The following is a 17,335-nucleotide window of genomic DNA, read 5'->3' on the forward strand; positions in this document are numbered from 1 at the left end:
GCTGCCGTTGCTCCAGCCGATCGGGCAAGTCGGGCGCTGCTATATCGTCGCCGAAGCCCCGGATGGCGTGTATCTGGTGGACCAGCACGCGGCGCATGAACGGGTGCTGTTCGAGTCGTGGATGGGCCAGCAGGCGCAAGGGCAAGTCCCGATGCAACGCCTGCTTGAGGCTGTCGTGGTCGACCTGACTCCGGCCCAGGCAGACCTCCTGCTCCCCCAGGTCGACGGCCTGCGCCATCTGGGGTTCGACCTGGAGCCCTTCGGGGGCAGCGCCTTCCGACTGCGCGCCTTGCCGCAGCTTCTCGCCAACCTGGATCCGGCCCAGGCCTTGCGGGTACTGGTCGAGGACTTCGAGGAGGATGAGCGCCCGCTGCAGAGCGAGGTCGAGCAGCGGATCGCCGGGCGGGTGTGCAAGCGGGCGGCGATCAAAGCCGGGCAGCTGTTGTCCCTCGGCGAGCAGGCAGAACTGCTTCGGCAACTGGAGGCTTGCAGTCTCCCGCGGACTTGTCCTCACGGCAGGCCGACGATGCTGCACATCTCCTTGGATTCCCTGGAGCGCCAGTTCGGCCGAAAAGGCTGAGGGCCACTCGAGGCTGGTGCCTGCCGGAAGGGGACGGCGCTGCGCCACTGGGCGCGGGGCTTGTGTGGGCACTCCCATTGAAAGTCCGACCGAACTGCACAAGGAGACCCAGGCCGAATCCGGCAGCGGTTTGGCACCGAGGCGGGCGCGCCGATGGTGTAGTTCCCGCCGGGCAGGCTGGGCGCGACGCCCTAGGCTGGAGCGGGCGTGACCGTGGGTGGAGCCGGGGGATCCCGCGGGCCGACCGGCAGGAGCACGGTGAAGGTGCTGCCGACCCCGACTTCGCTCTCCAACGTCACCCGGCCCCCATGGTTCTCGACGATGCGCTTGGCGATGGTCAGGCCAAGGCCGGTGCCCGCGGTGGTGGACTCTTGCTCGGGCACCCGGTAGAAGCGTTCGAAGATATGGGCAATGCTGTCGGGCGGGATGCCGCGGCCGCTGTCGCGAACGCTCAGCTCCGCCAGGTCGCCCTGGCGCAACAGCCCGACGGCCACGACCCCGCCTCGATGGTTGAACTTCATGGCGTTGGTGAGCAGGTTGAGCACCAACTGTTTCAGCCGGTTGCGGTCACCGTGCACCGGGGGGATGTCGCGGTCGGTGTGCTCTTCGAGCCGGATCTGCTCGGCCTCGGCCAAAGGCCGGATGATCTCCAGGCACTCGGTAATCAGGCCTCCCAGATGGACCGGCTCGCGGGTCATGCGGACGCGTCCAGACTCCAGGCGCGAGAGTTCGAGGAAGTCCGTGGCCATCTCGTTCAGCCGCCGGACCTCGGATTGCACCGTCGCACCCAGCTTGGAGCGCTGATCCTCCGGCAGATCGGGGCGTTGGAGCAGGTAGGAGGCCGCGGTCAGCGAGGCCAGCGGCGTTCGGAGTTCATGTACCATCTCGGCGATCAGGTCGCTCTGCTGGAACAAGCGGCTGTTCTCAATGGCCACGGCCGCCTGCGCTGCCAGGGTCTGCAACAGACGGACATCGTCCTCATCGAACATCCCCTGTCGCTTGTTGACGACCTCGATGACTCCGATGGTCTTGTCTTTGGTCCGCAATGGCGCCGCCAGCACGTTTCGGGTCTGGAATCGAGTGAGGACGTCGACCTCGCGGAAGAAGCGGGCATCGCGTAGAACATCGTCCACCAGGATCGACTTGCCCTCGGTGAAGACCCACCCGGCGATGCTGTTGGTCACCGGGATGGGGGTCTTGCCCATGGCTTCATCGATCCCGGCGGTCGCGGCTTCGAAATACAGATGATGCGTTTCAACGTCGTAGAGCAGCAAGGAGGCGGCTTCGGCCTCTGTCAGCTCCGCCGCCACTTCGACGATCCGCCCGAGAAGCGAGTCCAGCTCCAGCGTCGAGGCAAGGTCCGAGGAGGTCTCCAACAGACGCTCGTAGCGCTGATAGACGCGGGGGTAGTTGCGAAGGGCGGCCGTGTCGGACACCGGCCTAGAGGGGAGTTCGGTCACACAGCACCTCGCGCACGAGCGCAGCCAGCACCTCGGCCGCTTCCTCTTGGAGGACTTGGGCCGCCCGGCAGTCCAGGTAGGTAGGCTGGCGGTTAATGATAATCAAATCGGCTCCTGCCGATACGGCCTCGAAGGGAGGACTGGCGGCCGGTTTGACCTCGAGGGAGGAGCCGACCACCCGACATAGATCGCGCTCCCGCACCCATTGCCAGGCGCCTTGGCATGCGGCATGCGGCATCTCTTCTCCGAACACGATCACCTTCGGCTTGACGATCCAGCCGCAGGCCTGACAGCGCGGGATCCATCCGGATTCGAGCCATCGCTCCGCCAGCTGGGCCGTGGAGAACACGGCGAAGCAGGCCGTACAGGTCGCCTGGCGGAAAATGCCGTGCAGCTCCACTACCTGCCCCGAGCCGGCCTGCCGGTGAAAGTCGTCGAAGTTCTGAGGGATCGCGGCCCTCAGCCGGCCCGCCTGCTCGAGGGCCGCCAGCGCCACGTTGGCCGGATTGGGCCGGGCGTGCCTCAGGCAGGCTGCCAGGGGGGCGGACCCTCTCGAAGAAGCACTCGGGCTGATAGCGGATGGCGGGCAGGGAGGCGACGGCCATCGGATCGCGGTCCCTCCACAAGCCCGAGCCGGAGGAGCGAAGGTCGGGGATCCCGGAGCCCGTCGAGATGGCAGCCCCAGCAAGAGCCAGGGCGCTGTGGGCGGCATGGATCATCTTGGCGGCAATCTGCGTATTGGCTCGATGGGGTGAGGTCCCCACCACGGGCTAGTTCTCCTTGAGCTGGAGGAGGGTAGCTAGGCGGGAGGCGAGTTTGCGGATCTGATCGCCGACCAGGGAGTTCGGGTGCAGCAGGACGAGCGGGGTTCCATTCTGATCGGCCTGATGGGCTTGCTCCGGCGCAGGAGACACCAGGCCGGCCAGCTCGATCCCCAGCTCGGCTTCGACCTGTTGCCAGGGGAGCTGCAGGCTCGTTCGCTCGCGGGTCATCAGGGCCAGGCTGATCTTGTGGCGATTGATCCCGCTCTGCTGCAGGTCGTCGAGCAGGTTGCGAGCCAGCGACGTCGACGGGTACACCGGTTCGACCATCAGGACCGCCCGGTCACTCATGTTCAGCAGTGGGACCACGTGCGGGCGCATGCCATTGCCCAGGTCCAACACCACCAGCGTGCAGATCGTCGACAGGTTCTTGACGACAGCTTCCATCTGGGGGATGGCCTGGTCGAGTTCCGTCTCCCGGGGCCGGGCTGAGGTCATCAGCACCCGGATGCCGGTGTTGTGGTCGGTCAACGCCGACTCAACCGAACGCAGGTGGATGTCCTTCAGTGAACGGGTGAGCAGGTTCGACAGGGCGGGGGTCTCGGCCAGCCCCAAGCTGAGGGCCATCGATCCCCCGCCGGGGTTCATCTCAGCCAGGACAACATCCTGCCCGAGGCCCTTCAGCACGACTGAGATGTTGATGGACAGGGTGCTCGTACCCACGCCCCCGCGGGCTCCAAGGAAGGACAGCACCTTGGCCTTCTCGACTGGGGTAGACTGAGTCTGGACCGAGCGAGCCAGGACGGCCTTCACATGGGCGGAGAGCTCTGCCGGATGGGTCGGCTTGGTCAGATAGTCGTCGACCCCGGCCTCGAATCCGGCGACTTTGTCGTCGACCATGGTCTTGGCCGTGAACATGATGATCGGGATGTGAGCCAACGCCGGGTCCGCCCGCAGGCGCCGGGTCACCTCGTAGCCGTCCATGTCCGGCATCATGACGTCGAGCAGGATCAGGTCCGGGCGCTCGGCGGCGGCCTTGTTCAGCCCCAGCGATCCGTTGCTCGCCACGGCGATTGAGTAGCCCTGCCGCTCGAGCATCAAGCCGACCAGTTTCAGCGTGTCGATATCGTCGTCGACGATCAGTATCTTCTCGGCCATGGAGGGCAAGCCTAGGAGGGGTCGATTTCAGGCAGTCTAGCATAAAGAACATGCCGCGGCAAGCACGCACCCGTTGGGACGCCTTGGAGCAGGATGCTATAATCGCCGCCACCCAGGGGACGCCATTGCCGGTGAGATGACCGTTGATCTGTGGGGTTTTGATGGCAAGGTCTCATTCGGGCTGCCGCTTCGGCCGCTCGGGCATGCCCTACTCCTGCTGTACGCCCTGGTCCTGCTGGTTCTCTGCCTCAACGATCTGAAAAAGCGCAAGCGCGAAGGCCGGCGCGGCCTCAATCAGACGGAGGCGGCCTGGCTGGGAATGCTGATCGTCGCCGGCGTGATCGCCTCCGGCGTGTTCTTGTTCTACCTGCCGGGGGCGGGCCTGCCCGTGGCACCCGGCGTCCCCCGGCAGGCGTCTGCGCCCTACTTCGCCGCCTTCGCCGCTCTCCCCTGGATGCTCGCCGCCGGAACGCTGGGGCTGTGGCCAGCAGTCGTGGTGGCAGTCGCCAGCGGCCTGTCGGCTGCAGCCGTTGAGACCGCCAGCTTGATGACCCCGCTCATCTTCGGGATGGTGGCCGGGCTGTGCAGCCTGTGCCTGCGCAACCCCTACGCCGAATGGCCAGGCCGCCTGCTGCGTCACCCTGCAGTGGCAGGTGTCGTGGGTGGCTTGGCTCTGGGCTTCCTCTCCGGGGTCGAAGTGCTGGTGTTTGCCGGCGGATCGCTGCTCGATGGCCTGGGCTTCATGGCCGCTCAGCTGAATGGCCTGCTGATCGCCGGCCTGCTGCAAGTGCTGATCGCCGGCGTGATCGCCGAGGCCTTCCGGCTGACCATTCCCGAGCTTTGGTACCGGCCACGAGCCCTCCAGGCCGGTCCTTATAGCCGTTCCCTGGCGGCCAAGACCGTCTCGGTGTTTGGCGTTGCCGGATTGGTGTTTGCCGCCACCATGCTGTACGGGGACTGGTTGCTGGCGCGTTCGGCTGCCCGCCAGTTGATCGGTGCCCGGCTATCCCAGACAGCAGAACTGGCCGCGGAGAGCATTCCGTACGCCGTGCAGGCCGGCCGATCCTACGCAGCTCAGATCGGGGGCGAGATCTCCGACAACGTCCTCAACGGGGATCTGAACGCCGACGAGCTGGAGCGCTGGCTGACCCTGCTGCCGTACTTCAACTCCCTGGTGGTGCTGGACAGCCAGGGCCAGGTGCTGGTGCACACCCCGGGGGTCAAGCCGGACGCCGCCCTGCTGACCGCCATCCAGCCAGCACTCCGGTTGTCGCGGCTCGGGGTTTCCGAGGAGGTCGTCGTCCGCCCGGGCCAGGGGAGCCGCGGGGCGCGCCTGGCGTTCGTCTCCCCGATCGAGTCCCCCGACCTGGAGGCTCCCGTCGGCAGCCTGGTAGCATGGACCGACCTGTCTCGCAACCCTCTCCTGCTTCCAGTCCTCGGGCGCCTGGCGGATGTGGAACCCGGCGAGGCCTACGTCACCGACGAAAGCGGCACGATCATCCTGCATCCGACGCCCGCCCGGGTGATGGACTCGGTGCCCGTCGATCCTGACAGCGCCGGAGAGGTCCACACCCAGACGGCGTCTGACGGCACCCGCCAGCTGAGCTACATCAGCGCCGTAGGCGGTTATCCGTGGTGGGTCGTAGTGACATCGCCTCAGGGCGCCGTCGATCTGCTTGCGGCGCGCATCGCCGGCCAGCTGACGGCGGTCATCGCCGCCGTGGGCAGCCTGGCGCTCTTGGTTGTGTACCTGATCAGCCGCCGCATCACCCGCCCATTGCGAGAGATGGCGGGCGCCGCCGACACGATCGCCAGCGGCGATCTTTCGCAGCCGGTCACGGTATCCGGTCAGGATGAAACCGGGCGCCTGGGGGCCTCGTTCGAACGGATGCGGCGCGGTCTTGAGAGCCGGATGGGCGAGATGGATGGCCTGCTGCGGATCAGCCAGCAGCTGGCCACGACTTTCGATCTCTCGGTCGCGCTGCCCCGGGTGCTCGCCGCCACCCGCGAAATGACCCAGGCGGAGCTGGTGCGTTTGGTGCTGCTCGGCGAATCGGAAGCCCGGCCAGGAGTGCCGGCCGAAGCCTACACGGCCGGGAGTGATCCCGGAGGGTGGGCCAGCCTGGATCCGCCGATCCTCGACCTCGCCCGGCAGAGGGGCGCATTTGTCCTCGACAACCCGGCCCGCGCCCGCGGCTTGCTGAACCTGCAGGCCCTGCGGGTTCCGATTCTGGCCCTGGCGGGTGCACCGATCCGGAACGAAGGCAGGTTTATCGGCGTCCTGTGGCTCGGCTACCTAGACCCGCACGTCTTCACGCAGGAGGAGGCCGGCCTGCTTTCGATCATCGCCTCCCAGTTGGCGGTATCCGTCGCCAATGCGCGCCTGTTTCAGCAGGCCGAGCAGGAACGATTGCGGATGGGGGCCGTGCTCGAGGCGACGCCCGATGCCGTCCTGGTCACCGATCGGGCCGGGCGGATCCTGCTGGCGAACCCGGCAGCGGAGATCGTGTTGCGCGGCCCTGCCGACGCCTGCATCGGCCTGCCAGCCTCGGATTGGGTGGACTCTCCCGAACTACTGGCCTTGCTCCTGGATGATGCACCGGAGGACCGCACCCTCGAGCTGAAGGTCGAAGGCGGGAAGGTGCTCTTCGGCACGGCCATGACCGTGGAAGACCCGAGCGATGCCCGGTTCTATGGGCGGGTGTGCGTGCTCTGGGATGTCAGCCAGTTCAAGAAGCTGGACATGCTCAAGTCCGAGTTCGTGGCAACGGTCAGTCACGACCTGCGGTCGCCGCTCACACTGATGAGCGGCTACACGACCATGCTGCCGATGGTGGGCGCGCTCAACGACCAGCAAAAGGAATTCATCCGCAAGATCTCCGACAGCGTTGAGCAGATGACGCAGTTGGTTGACAATCTGCTCGACCTCGGACGGATCGAAGCTGGCATCGGGCTGAGCCTGGAGAGCGTTGCGCCGGAGAGCATGGTGGCGGAGGTCGTGCAGGCCTATCAGGCCCAGGCGGCCACCAAACGCATCAGCTTGAGTCAAGAGGTCGCAGCCCATCAGCGTCCGATTCAGGCGGACCGCACGCTGCTGCGGCAGGCCCTGGCGAACCTGGTGGACAACGCCGTCAAGTACACCCAGGCCGGGGGCAGGGTCGTGGTCCGGGCCCGGCAGGTGGGCAGCCGCCAGCTGTTCACCGTGGAAGACACCGGGGTGGGGATCGCACCGACTGACCAGGCCCGGCTGTTCGAAAAGTTCTACCGGGCCCGGCGCAAGGAGAATCTGCGCGAGCGCGGCTCCGGCCTGGGGTTGGCGATCGTTAAGTCCATCGCCGAGCAGCACGGCGGGCGGGTGAGCGTCGAGAGCCAGTTGGGGGCAGGCAGCGTCTTCATCATTGACGTCCCAACCAGCCTAACCGCCGAGCAAGCTCGGCCTTGACTTCCTGGGAGTTTGACATAAAATAAGCCTTCGTATTAGAGGCGCTTGGGGTTCGCAAAGGACCTCCAGGCGCTGGTTTTGCTTTGCCCCCTGACTAGCACGTTTGTTCGACCGGACAGCTGTCGCTGGAGGGATCCGCGTGGAAGCAAAGTCATTCAAGGCGCTGCGTGTGAGTCTGGCTTCGCCGGAGGATATCCTCAGCTGGTCTTACGGCGAGGTGCAGAAACCGGAGACGATCAACTACCGCCGCCTGCGGCCGGAGAAGGATGGGTTGTTCTGCGAGGCCATCTTCGGGCCGACGAAGGATTGGCAGTGCTACTGCGGCAAGTACAAGAATATCCGCTTCAAGGGAATCACCTGCGAGAAGTGCGGGGTGGAAGTGACGCGCTCGGCCGTCCGGCGCGAGCGCATGGGTCACATCACATTGGCGGCGCCCGTGGCCCATGTCTGGTACACCCGGCGCGTGCCTTCGTACCTCGGCTTGCTGCTGGATATCTCCCGGCGCAACCTCGACCGGGTGCTGTATTTTGCCCAGTACGTCGTAACCCATGTCGACGAAGAGGCGCGGCGCAAGGCCGGCAAGCGCATCGAGGACGAGATCCTGGCGCTTGAGCGCGAGCAGGCGGACTCGCTCAACCAGAGAATCGCCCAACTCAAGGCCAATCGAAAGAGGCGTCTCGAGGACCTCGAGGAGCGCAAGAAGACCGTTGAAGAGACCTATGCCGAGGAGGTCGCCGGCAAGATCGACCCTGTGATTCGGGAGGGGCAGCAGCTGGAGCGCAGCCTGACCGAGCGGATGGGCAAGACGCTGCGCCTGCCTGTCGTCCTCGAAGCCACCGGGACTCAGATCGCCGACAAGGGCGAGACGGTCACCAATGCTCATATCGTGGGGGTGCAGAGGGCCGTCGCTCAGCGCCTAGAGGAGATCGAGGTCGTTCTCAAAGAGCGGCGCGACCACGACCTCGAGCGCATCAAGTCCCAGGTGGATAAGGTCAAGGGCGAATCCGACGCCGGCATGGCCGAGCTGCGCGAGTTAACCGACGAAGGCTCTCTTGGGACCCGCGATCAACTGGCGGGAGATCGGGAAGAGCTCATGGGGATCCGCCCGATGACGTTCCTGGGCGAGAGCCGCTACCGTGAGCTAAAGGTCAAGTGGGGCCAGGTATTCCGCGCCGACATGGGGGCCGAGGCCTTCTACGAGATACTGAAGCGCCTCGACCTTGACAAGATGGCAGAAGAGCTCTGGGAAGAAGCCCGCACCACCCGCAGCAAGCAGCGCAAGAAGAAGGCTACCAAGCGCCTGAAGGTGGTCGAGGCCTTCCGCCGCTCGGGCAACCGGCCGGAGTGGATGGTCCTGACGGTACTGCCGGTGATCCCGCCCGACCTGCGCCCGATGGTTCAGCTGGACGGCGGCCGCTTCGCCACCTCTGACCTGAACGACCTGTATCGGCGGGTGATCAACCGCAACAACCGCCTGAAGCGGCTGGTTGAGCTCGGCGCCCCCGACGTTATCGTGCGCAACGAGAAGCGCATGTTGCAGGAGGCGGTGGATTCGTTGATCGACAACGCCCAGCGCGGCAAGGCGCTCTCGCGTCGCGGCCGGAGAGAACTCAAGTCCCTGAGCGACATGCTGAAGGGAAAGAAGGGCCGGTTCCGCCGCAACCTGCTTGGGAAGCGCGTCGATTACTCGGGTCGCTCGGTGATCGTGATTGGCCCGCACCTCAAGCTCTTCCAGTGTGGCCTGCCGAAGGCCATGGCTCTCGAGCTGTACCGCCCGTTCGTTATCTCCAAGCTGGTGTTGTACAACTACGCCGCCAACGTCAAGGGCGCCAAGCGGATCATCGAGCGCGAACGGCCGGAGGTCTGGGAGGTCCTGGAGGAGGTCATCAAGGACCGCCCGGTGCTCCTCAACCGCGCCCCCACCCTGCACCGCCTGGGGATCCAGGCCTTTGAGCCGGTCTTGGTGGAAGGCAAAGCTGTGCAGCTGCACCCGCTGGTGTGCGCCGCTTTCAACGCCGACTTCGATGGCGACCAGATGTCGGTCCACGTCCCGCTTTCGCACAGGGCGGTTGAGGAAGCCCGCGAGCTGATGCTCTCGAGCAAGAACTTGCTCAAGCCCGCGGATGGGGAGCCGATTGTCGGCCCGTCCAAGGACATGGTCCTGGGGGTGTACTACCTGACGATGGGTATCCAGGGGCGGCAGCACAGGGGCGGCGGCCGGGCCTTCTCCCACATGGACGAAGTCGAGTTGGCCTATGGCCTCGGGCAGCTCGACATCCACGCCCCGATCAAGGTCAAAGTCGAGACCTGGTTCGCGGACGATGGATCGAGGCTCGACGAGCCGGAGACGCGTTTGATCGAAACCACCGTCGGGCGGGTGATCTTCAACCGCGTCCTGCCGGACGGGCTGCGCTTCGTCAACCATGTTCTCGACAAGGGTTCGATGCAGAAGCTGGTGGCGGACGTGTACCACCTGCTGCGCGAGGAGGGGACGCCGGCGGTGGTCGATGCCATCAAGGATATCGGCTTCGCCTATGCCACCCGGTCAGGCACCACCATCGCGGTGTCGGATATCACCGTCCCCAAGGAGAAGGAAGCGATCATCGCCAAGACGCTGGAAGAAGCCGAGGCGGTGCGTCGCAACTACCTGCGGGGCCTGCTGACCGAGCAGGAAATGAACGAGCGCACGATCGAGCTGTGGCAGGCGACGACGGGCCTGGTGGCCCAGGCCGTGCGCCGCAGCATGGATCCAGCCGGCAACCTGAGCACAATGGCTCTCTCCGGCGCCACCAAGGGTGGCTTCGGCCCGATTTCGCAGCTGGCCGGCATGCGCGGCCTTATGGCCGATCCGGCAGGACGCATCATTCCCCTGCCGATCCGGTCGAACTTCCGCGATGGATTGAGCACGCTGGAGTATTTCATATCAACGCATGGGGCGCGCAAGGGACTGACCGACACCGCCCTGCGCACGGCCGACGCTGGCTACCTGACGCGGCGTCTGGTCGACGTGGCCCAGGACGTGATTATCAACGCCCACGATTGCGGCACGGAGCAGGGCGTCGTGATCCGGCGCGCCGATGACGTCGCCGGACAGGACTTTGCCTCGCGCCTCGTCGGGCGGATCCTGGCCGGGCGCCTCACCGACCCCGCTAGCGGCGAAGTGCTGTTGGACAAGGGCGACCTGATCGGTATCGAGGAGTCGCGGCGAGTGGCTGCCTCTGGAGTGGCCGAAGCCTTTCTCCGGTCTCCGCTCACGTGCGAACTCCAGTTCGGCATGTGCGCCAACTGCTATGGGATGGACCTCGGGCGCGGCAAGATGGTCAACCTGGGCACGGCGGTCGGGATCGTGGCCGCCCAGTCGATCGGCGAGCCGGGCACCCAATTGACCCTGCGCACGTTCCACACCGGCGGCGTTGCTGCCGGCGGCGACATTACTACGGGCTTGCCGCGCGTCGAGGAGCTCTTCGAGGCTCGCAAGAAGCCCAAGGGGGAAGCGATCACGGCCGAGATCGGCGGCACGGTCTACGTCCAGCAGTCCGCTATGCCGGACGGTCCGCGTCTGCTGCGCATCGTCGAAAGCCAGTTGATCCAGGATGAATACTCTGTGCCGGGCAACTGGGCGCTGCGGATTGAGGACGGCACCCAGGTGGCGGCGGGCGAGCTGATCGCCACGCGTGGCGAAGCCCAAATTGTGGCCACACACGCCGGCCGCGCCCGGCTGGAAGGCCGCACCGTGATCATCGCCTATGATCACACCGATGAGCGCGAATACGAGATCCCGCCTAGCGCCCGCATTCTGGTCAGAGAAGGCGAGAAGGTCGAGGCTGGGCAGCAGGTGACCGAGGGATCCCTGAATCCGCACGCCAAACTCCGCATCCTCGGACGAGAAGCCGCCGAGCTGTACCTGCTGACCGAAGTCCAGAAGGTGTACCGCTCGCAGGGACAGAACATCAACGACAAGCACTTTGAGGTCATCATCCGCAAGATGCTCTCGAAGGTGCAAGTGACTTTCCCAGGGGACAGCCTGCTGCTGCCGGGGGATCTGGCCGATCGCTTGTACCTGCAGCGCATGAACGAGCAGCTTCTGCGCGAGGGGAAGCAGCCGGCGCGGGCCGTTCAGGTTCTGCTGGGGGTGACCAAGGCCTCGCTCAGCACTGAGTCCTTCCTCTCGGCCTCGTCGTTCCAGCACACCATCAAGGTGCTGGCAGGGGCCGCGATTGAGGCCAAGGTCGACTATCTGCGCGGCCTGAAGGAGAATGTGATCATCGGCAAGCTGATTCCGGCGGGCACTGCCTTCCCAGGCGAGGAAGCCGTCCTGCGGGATGAACGCTTGGAGGAAATCGAGGCCCTGCCAGTCGAATCGGGCGAGGCCTCAGAATCGGTGGCCGCCGACTGATCCCGGCGGTGGTTCGGTTGGGATTGACGGCCCGCCCCGGGCGCAGGTAGAATGACCACTCTCGCCTTTTGGCGGGAAACCCCAACTTCCCCGACGTCGGGCAGCTGAGGCTGCGGGGCGAGCGGTGAAGAGAAGCTGGAGAGTCAGGCATGAAGTACGCTGTCGTCGAGACGGGCGGCAAACAATACGTCGCCCGGGAAGGGCAGTCGGTCGAGGTGGACCTGCTGCCGGTTGAGGTCGGTTCCAGCATTACGCTGGACTCCGTTCTGCTGGCTGTCGATGGCACGGCCGTGGTCGTCGGGAGACCCGGCGTCGATGGCGCCAAGGTGCAGGCCCGAGTCGAGGGCCACGTCAAGGGCCCAAAGATCGTGGTCTACCGCTACATCCCCAAGGAGCGCTTCCGCCGCAAGAAAGGCCACCGCCAGCAGTACACGCGGTTGAAGATCGAGCACATCAGCTTCCCGGGGATGGGCAGCGTAGAGGCGGGCGAGTCCGAGCCTGCCCCGCCCAAGCCGGCTTCCCGCCAGCGCGGCGGCACGGCCGGAAAAGCGGCCAAACCGGCGGCGAAGGCGCCTGGCGCCTCCCGCCGCAAGAAGGCCTCGGCCTAGCCGCCGGGCAGCGAGGAGGACGATATGGCACACAAGAAGGGCGGCGGTTCAAGCCGCAACGGGCGAGACAGCCAATCCAAGCGCCTGGGCGTCAAGCGCTTCGAGGGTGAGTTCGTGCGGTCGGGATGCATCCTGGTCCGCCAACGCGGCACGCACATCCACCCGGGAGCGAATGTCGACAAGGGCGGCGATGACACCCTGTTTGCCACGGCGGAAGGCCGGGTCAAGTTCGGGTTCGGCCGCGGCGGACGCAAGCATGTGAGCGTGATCAGCGAGTGATCGCAGGCACTGCCCTGCTGCATCGGACCAGCTGAGTCGCACCCTGGCGATCAGACGGCGTTGGCAGCAGGGTCATCCCCAGGGGAAAGGGCAACCTCGATGAGAGAAGGAATTCATCCGAAGTACAATCCGCAGGCGACGGTGATCTGTTCCTGCGGCAATACCTGGCACACAGGCTCGACGGTGGACGTCATCCGCACCGACGTGTGCTCCAATTGCCACCCGTTCTACACTGGGGAGCAGCGGATTGTCGATACCGAAGGACAGGTGGATCGGTTCTACAAGAAGCTCCAGGCCCGCCAGAACTACATCGGCGACCTGGAGGCGCGCGAGGCCGCCCGGACGTCCCCCGAGCTTCCGATCGTCGAGCTCGAGCTCGGCAGCCGTCCCGAAAACGCTCTCAAGGCCGCCGGGATCGAGACCGTCGGGCAGGCGATTGCCCGGCTCGAGCAGGCCGGCGACGACGGACTGCTGAAGATCGACGGCTTCGGCCGCAAGAGCCTGGCGGATCTCAAACGCCGCCTGCGGGCACGCGGCTTCTCCTTGCCGGAGGAGAGCCCGGCGCAGGAGCTGGCTCCGTAGGGCGCTTGCTGCTGCTCGCCAACCGTGTACACTCTGGGCAGGTGGGATTCCCACCTGCCCATTTCTTTCGAGTGCCCGGGGCTTGCCATCATGAAACACACGGTCGGAAGTGTCGAAGTCGTCACGGGGTCGATGTTCAGCGGCAAGACGGACGAGCTGATTCGCCGGCTGCGGCGTGCCAGAATCGCCCGCCAGAGCACCCAGGTTTTCAAGCCCAGCATCGACACCCGCTTTCGGGTTGAGAAGGTGATGTCGCACGCCGGCTCGGAATTCGAGGCGACGCCGGTTCGCTCCGCGGCTGAGATCCTGCAGCTGCTTCATCCTGAGACCACCGTGGTCGGGATCGATGAAGCTCAATTCTTCGACACCACCTTGCGGGAGATCGTGCAGGATCTGGCAGCCCGCGGGGTGAGGGTGTTGGTCGCCGGGCTGGACACCGATTTCCGCGGCGAGCCGTTCGGCCCCATGCCGGAACTGATGGCCCTGGCCGAACGCGTCGACAAGCTGCATGCCATCTGCATGGTATGCGGTAACGAGGCGGCGCGCACGCAGCGCCTGATCGACGGCCGCCCCGCCCGCTTTGACGACCCGGTGGTCGTCGTCGGCGCCAGCGAAATGTATGAGGCCCGCTGCCGCCAACACCACGACGTCCCGAGAGACTAGCCATGCGTGACTACCACGAGTTCCTGGCCGAGATCCTGATTCCGGAAGAGAGCGTGCAGGCGCGCGTCCGAGAGCTGGGCGCCGAGATCAGCCGCGACTATGCCGGCAGAGATCTGATGCTGGTATGCATTCTGCGGGGCGGCGTAGTGTTCCTGGCGGATCTGATGCGGGCCTTGAGCGTGCCGCACACGGTGGACTTCATGGCGATCTCCTCCTACGGGGCAGGGGCCCGGGCCGCTACCGGTCAGGTCCGGATTACGCTTGACCTGACGACTTCCGTCGAAGGCAGGAATGTATTGATCGTGGAGGACATCATTGACAGCGGCCACACGCTGGCGTCCGTGCTGGAACTACTGGGCGCCCGCCGCCCGGAAAGCCTGCAGGTATGTACCCTGCTCGACAAGGCTGAGCGGCGCGAAACCGAAGTCCCGATCGCCTACTGCGGGTTCGTAATCCCCAACAAGTTCGTCTTTGGCTATGGGCTCGATCTGGACGAGTACTACCGGAACCTGCCGTTCGTCGGCGTCGTCCAACCCGAGAAGTTCTTCGCTCCCTGAGCGCCCTAGGTGCCGTCCCTCTTCCCGCCGGCCTGGGTCATCGACCTGCGCCCCGTGTTCGCAAACGAGCGGGGGGTCTGGCTCGTCGGCGGCGCCGTCCGCGATCACCTGCTGAACCGGCGATCGCAGGATCTGGACTTCGCCGTCGCCGGTGAGGCCCGCCGTCTTGCCCGCCGCGTAGCCGACCACCTCCGCGCCGAGTACTTCGATCTGGATCCGGTGCGCGACGCCGGCCGGGTCCTTCATCTCGCAGCCGATGGATCCCGCTGGGTGTTAGATTTCGCCCGTCTGAGGGGCGACACCCTGGAGCACGATCTCACCTCACGCGATTTCACCCTCAACGCCCTGGCTGTCGATCTGCGCCAGCCTGCCGCCTGGATCGATCCCACCGGAGGCGCGGCGGATCTCCGGGCGCACCGCCTGCGAGCCTGCCGGCCGGACTCGATCGTCTCCGACCCGGTGCGAGCGTTGAGGGCCGTTCGCCTGGCGGTCTCGCTCTCCCTGCGAATCGAGCCGGCGACCATCGCCCAAGTGCGAGGCGCCCACGGAAAGATCCATCTCACCTCGGCTGAGCGCGTGCGTGACGAAATCGTTCGCACGCTCGACCTGCCTCGGCCGACGGCGGCCGTGCGGCTGATCGACCAGCTGGGCTTGCTCCCGGATGTCTTCCCGGAGGTGGAGGCGTTGCGCGGTCTGCGGCAGCCGCCGCAACATGCCTACGATGCCCTGGTTCACAGCCTGGCTGTGGTCGATCACACCGCCGATCTGCTGGCGGTCTTGGCGCCGCAGGCGGATGAGGAGGCCTCGGCGGATCTGACCTTGGGTCTAGCCTCGGTGCAGCTGGGCCGCTTCCGCTACCCACTCCAAGCCGTGCTCAGCCGGGAGCTGGCCGGTGGGCGCCACCTAAGGCCCTTGGTGATGCTGGCAGCGCTGTATCATGATGTCGGAAAGGCCCGAACGCAGTCACAGGACGAGGCTGGCGGGATCCGCTTCCTTGAACACGAAGCGCTCGGGGCGGAGATGGCCGCAGCTTGGGCCGAGCGCATGCGCTTCAGCCGGCTGGAAATCGATCGGCTGCGGCTGGTAGTGGGAAACCACATGCGGCCTGGCCAGCTGGAGAAGTCATGGCCGATCAGCCGCCGCGCCATCTACCGCTACTTCCGGCAGCTGGGCGAAGCCGGGGTCGACGTCGTCCTGCTCTCCCTGGCGGATTTCCTGGGCAAGCACACCCCGCCGCCTCCTCCGGTAGCGTGGGCCGGGCGTCTCGACACGGGCCGCACTTTGCTGGAGGCCTTCTTCGAACTCAACTCGCAGGTTGTCGAACCACCCAGATTGGTCGATGGAGAGGTATTGATGCGCAGCCTGGCGCTGCCCCCAGGGAGGCAGGTAGGCCAACTACTGGAAGCTGTGCGCGAAGCGCAGGTGGAAGAGCAGGTGACCACACCTGGAGAGGCGCTCGAATTCGCTCGGCAGCTTCTTGAATCCGGCGGCCCGGCCTTGGCAGGTGGGTGAGGCCCGAGTAGCCTTCTAGGGGAAGATCTCCGAGAGCGCCGGCTCGTAGAAACAACGGCAGCCAAGCCCATGGGAGCAGCCGTGAATGGGAACGACCGGGACCTCGGACTTGGCGAGCTCGCCCTCGGCGATACAGCAGGCGGGGCAGGCGTCTTCGTGAACGACCAGGCGGATCCGGTAGACGCGCGGGTTCGCCTGCAAGCGGGCGCGGGCCACGGCGCTTTCGGACTCACGGCTGAGGTCGGCTCCGCACGTGGCGCAGCGGAGCGCAGAGTCCGAAGAACTGCTGTGGCAGCGGTTACAGGTTTGCACTCAGATCACCTCACACAAGGAGATGGGATTGTAGCGGGGAATCACCTGCTGTCAACCTTGAGCGATGCGGCGCAAAATCCTGCACGTTGACTTGGACGCATTCTTCTGCTCGGTCGAGGCTTTGCTCGATCCAGCCCTGGCCTCCCGGCCGTTCGCCGTCGGGGGACGACCCGACGAGCGCGGCGTGATCAGCTCGGCTTCCTACGCGGCGCGGGCCTGGGGAGTGCGCTCGGCGATGCCTACCGCCCAAGCGCTCCGCCTGTGCCCGGAGCTGGTGCTCGTCCGCGCCCGGCATCATGTCTATGGAGACTACTCTGAGCGGGTGATGGCGATTCTTCGAGAGGCGGCGCCGGTTGTCGAGCAGCTGTCGATCGACGAGGCCTTTCTCGACGTCAGCGATGATGCCCGCTCCGGCACCGCCATCGCCGCCACTCTGAAGGCGGAGATCCGGGAGAGCCACGGCCTCCCGACTTCGTGGGGGATCGCCAGCAACAAACTGGTCGCCAAGATCGCCACCGAGGTGGGGAAGCCCGATGGGTTGGTGGCCGTCCCGCAGGGAGAAGAGGCCGCATTCCTGGCCCCGCTGCCGGTCCAAATGTTGTGGGGCGTGGGTCCCAAGACGACTCAGATCCTGGTGGCGGAAGGAATCGCAGCCATCGGAGATTTGGCCGGCTGGCCGCCAGACCGGCTGACCGCGCTCTTCGGCGAACGTGGCCCTGAACTTGCATCCAGTGCCCTGGGGGTTGACTCCCGCCGGGTCGTTGCCGAGCATCAGCCCAAGTCGCTCTCCGCCGAGCGGACTTTCGCCCGGGACATTCGGGCCCGCCAGGCGCTAGAGGCTGTACTGGTCGAGCTGGTAGGGGAAGTGGGACAACGGCTGAGGGAGCAGGAGCTTGTGGGGGCAACCGTCCGACTGAAGCTGCGATGGTCCGATTTCACGACAATTCTCCGGCAGGCGAGCCTGCCCCAGCCTACGAGCCTCGACCAGGAGATCCTGGCGGCGGCGCGCTCGCTGCTTCGGGCAC

14 protein-coding genes and 1 pseudogene are annotated in these 17,335 nt (G+C 65.9%); 11 read left to right on the forward strand and 4 right to left on the reverse strand.

The genetic code is table 11. The annotated features are described in order from the left end of the window. Positions 1–580: hypothetical protein (locus tag MUO23_12085; protein MCJ7513697.1), on the forward strand; the 580-nt coding region annotated here is incomplete at its 5' end. 191 nt (positions 581–771) lie between these two features. On the opposite strand, the gene MUO23_12090 is transcribed toward MUO23_12085, so the two are convergent. The 3 genes from MUO23_12090 to MUO23_12100 all read right to left on the reverse strand — a co-directional run bounded on the left by MUO23_12090 (position 772) and on the right by MUO23_12100 (position 3,959). Beyond that, positions 772–2,040 (reverse strand): GAF domain-containing sensor histidine kinase, encoded by a 1,269-nt coding sequence (locus MUO23_12090; GenBank protein ID MCJ7513698.1) that lies wholly within the window; start codon positions 2,038–2,040, stop codon positions 772–774. Then, complete coding sequence (locus tag MUO23_12095; protein MCJ7513699.1) at positions 2,021–2,536, reverse strand: hypothetical protein; 516 nt, start codon at positions 2,534–2,536, stop codon at positions 2,021–2,023. The genes MUO23_12090 and MUO23_12095 overlap by 20 nt, the downstream gene beginning before the upstream one ends. Positions 2,537–2,810: 274 nt before the next feature. After that, complete coding sequence (locus MUO23_12100) at positions 2,811–3,959, reverse strand: response regulator (protein ID MCJ7513700.1); 1,149 nt, start codon at positions 3,957–3,959, stop codon at positions 2,811–2,813. A 136-nt stretch (positions 3,960–4,095) separates the two neighbouring features. Here MUO23_12100 and MUO23_12105 point away from each other — a divergent pair, with 136 nt between their 5' ends. The 9 genes and pseudogenes from MUO23_12105 to MUO23_12145 all read left to right on the forward strand — a co-directional run bounded on the left by MUO23_12105 (position 4,096) and on the right by MUO23_12145 (position 15,998). Next, entirely contained in the window at positions 4,096–7,401 is a 3,306-nt protein-coding gene (locus tag MUO23_12105; protein MCJ7513701.1) for an ATP-binding protein, read from the forward strand. Between the two features lie 139 nt (positions 7,402–7,540). After that, positions 7,541–11,797 carry a DNA-directed RNA polymerase subunit beta' gene (rpoC, locus tag MUO23_12110; GenBank protein MCJ7513702.1) on the forward strand — a complete coding sequence of 1,419 codons (4,257 nt, stop codon included), beginning with the start codon at positions 7,541–7,543 and terminating at the stop codon, positions 11,795–11,797. 149 nt (positions 11,798–11,946) lie between these two features. Further along, the gene (gene rplU / locus MUO23_12115) at positions 11,947–12,405 is read left to right on the forward strand and encodes a 50S ribosomal protein L21 (GenBank protein ID MCJ7513703.1); all 459 of its coding nucleotides are present in this window, start codon (positions 11,947–11,949) and stop codon (positions 12,403–12,405) included. 24 nt (positions 12,406–12,429) lie between these two features. After that, entirely contained in the window at positions 12,430–12,684 is a 255-nt protein-coding gene (gene rpmA, locus MUO23_12120; GenBank protein ID MCJ7513704.1) for a 50S ribosomal protein L27, read from the forward strand. Between the two features lie 99 nt (positions 12,685–12,783). Beyond that, positions 12,784–12,972: pseudogene (gene rpmE / locus MUO23_12125) on the forward strand (50S ribosomal protein L31). Continuing rightward, the gene (locus MUO23_12130; GenBank protein MCJ7513705.1) at positions 12,952–13,266 is read left to right on the forward strand and encodes a hypothetical protein; all 315 of its coding nucleotides are present in this window, start codon (positions 12,952–12,954) and stop codon (positions 13,264–13,266) included. Before rpmE ends, MUO23_12130 begins: the two are co-directional and overlap by 21 nt. A gap of 90 nt (positions 13,267–13,356) precedes the next feature. Beyond that, the gene (locus tag MUO23_12135; GenBank protein MCJ7513706.1) at positions 13,357–13,929 is read left to right on the forward strand and encodes a thymidine kinase; all 573 of its coding nucleotides are present in this window, start codon (positions 13,357–13,359) and stop codon (positions 13,927–13,929) included. A gap of 2 nt (positions 13,930–13,931) precedes the next feature. Then, on the forward strand, positions 13,932–14,486 hold the full coding sequence (gene hpt / locus MUO23_12140; protein MCJ7513707.1) for a hypoxanthine phosphoribosyltransferase: 555 nt from the start codon (positions 13,932–13,934) through the stop codon (positions 14,484–14,486). A 9-nt stretch (positions 14,487–14,495) separates the two neighbouring features. After that, complete coding sequence (locus MUO23_12145) at positions 14,496–15,998, forward strand: HD domain-containing protein (protein MCJ7513708.1); 1,503 nt, start codon at positions 14,496–14,498, stop codon at positions 15,996–15,998. Between the two features lie 15 nt (positions 15,999–16,013). Here the strand turns inward: MUO23_12145 and MUO23_12150 are convergent, their stop codons facing one another. Then, entirely contained in the window at positions 16,014–16,214 is a 201-nt protein-coding gene (locus MUO23_12150) for a hypothetical protein (GenBank protein MCJ7513709.1), read from the reverse strand. Between the two features lie 160 nt (positions 16,215–16,374). Here MUO23_12150 and dinB point away from each other — a divergent pair. After that, on the forward strand, positions 16,375–17,335 hold a 961-nt coding region (dinB, locus tag MUO23_12155), incomplete at its 3' end, for a DNA polymerase IV (protein ID MCJ7513710.1).

The sequence above is a fragment of the Anaerolineales bacterium genome (assembly GCA_022866145.1).
GTDB lineage: Bacteria > Chloroflexota > Anaerolineae > Anaerolineales > E44-bin32 > PFL42.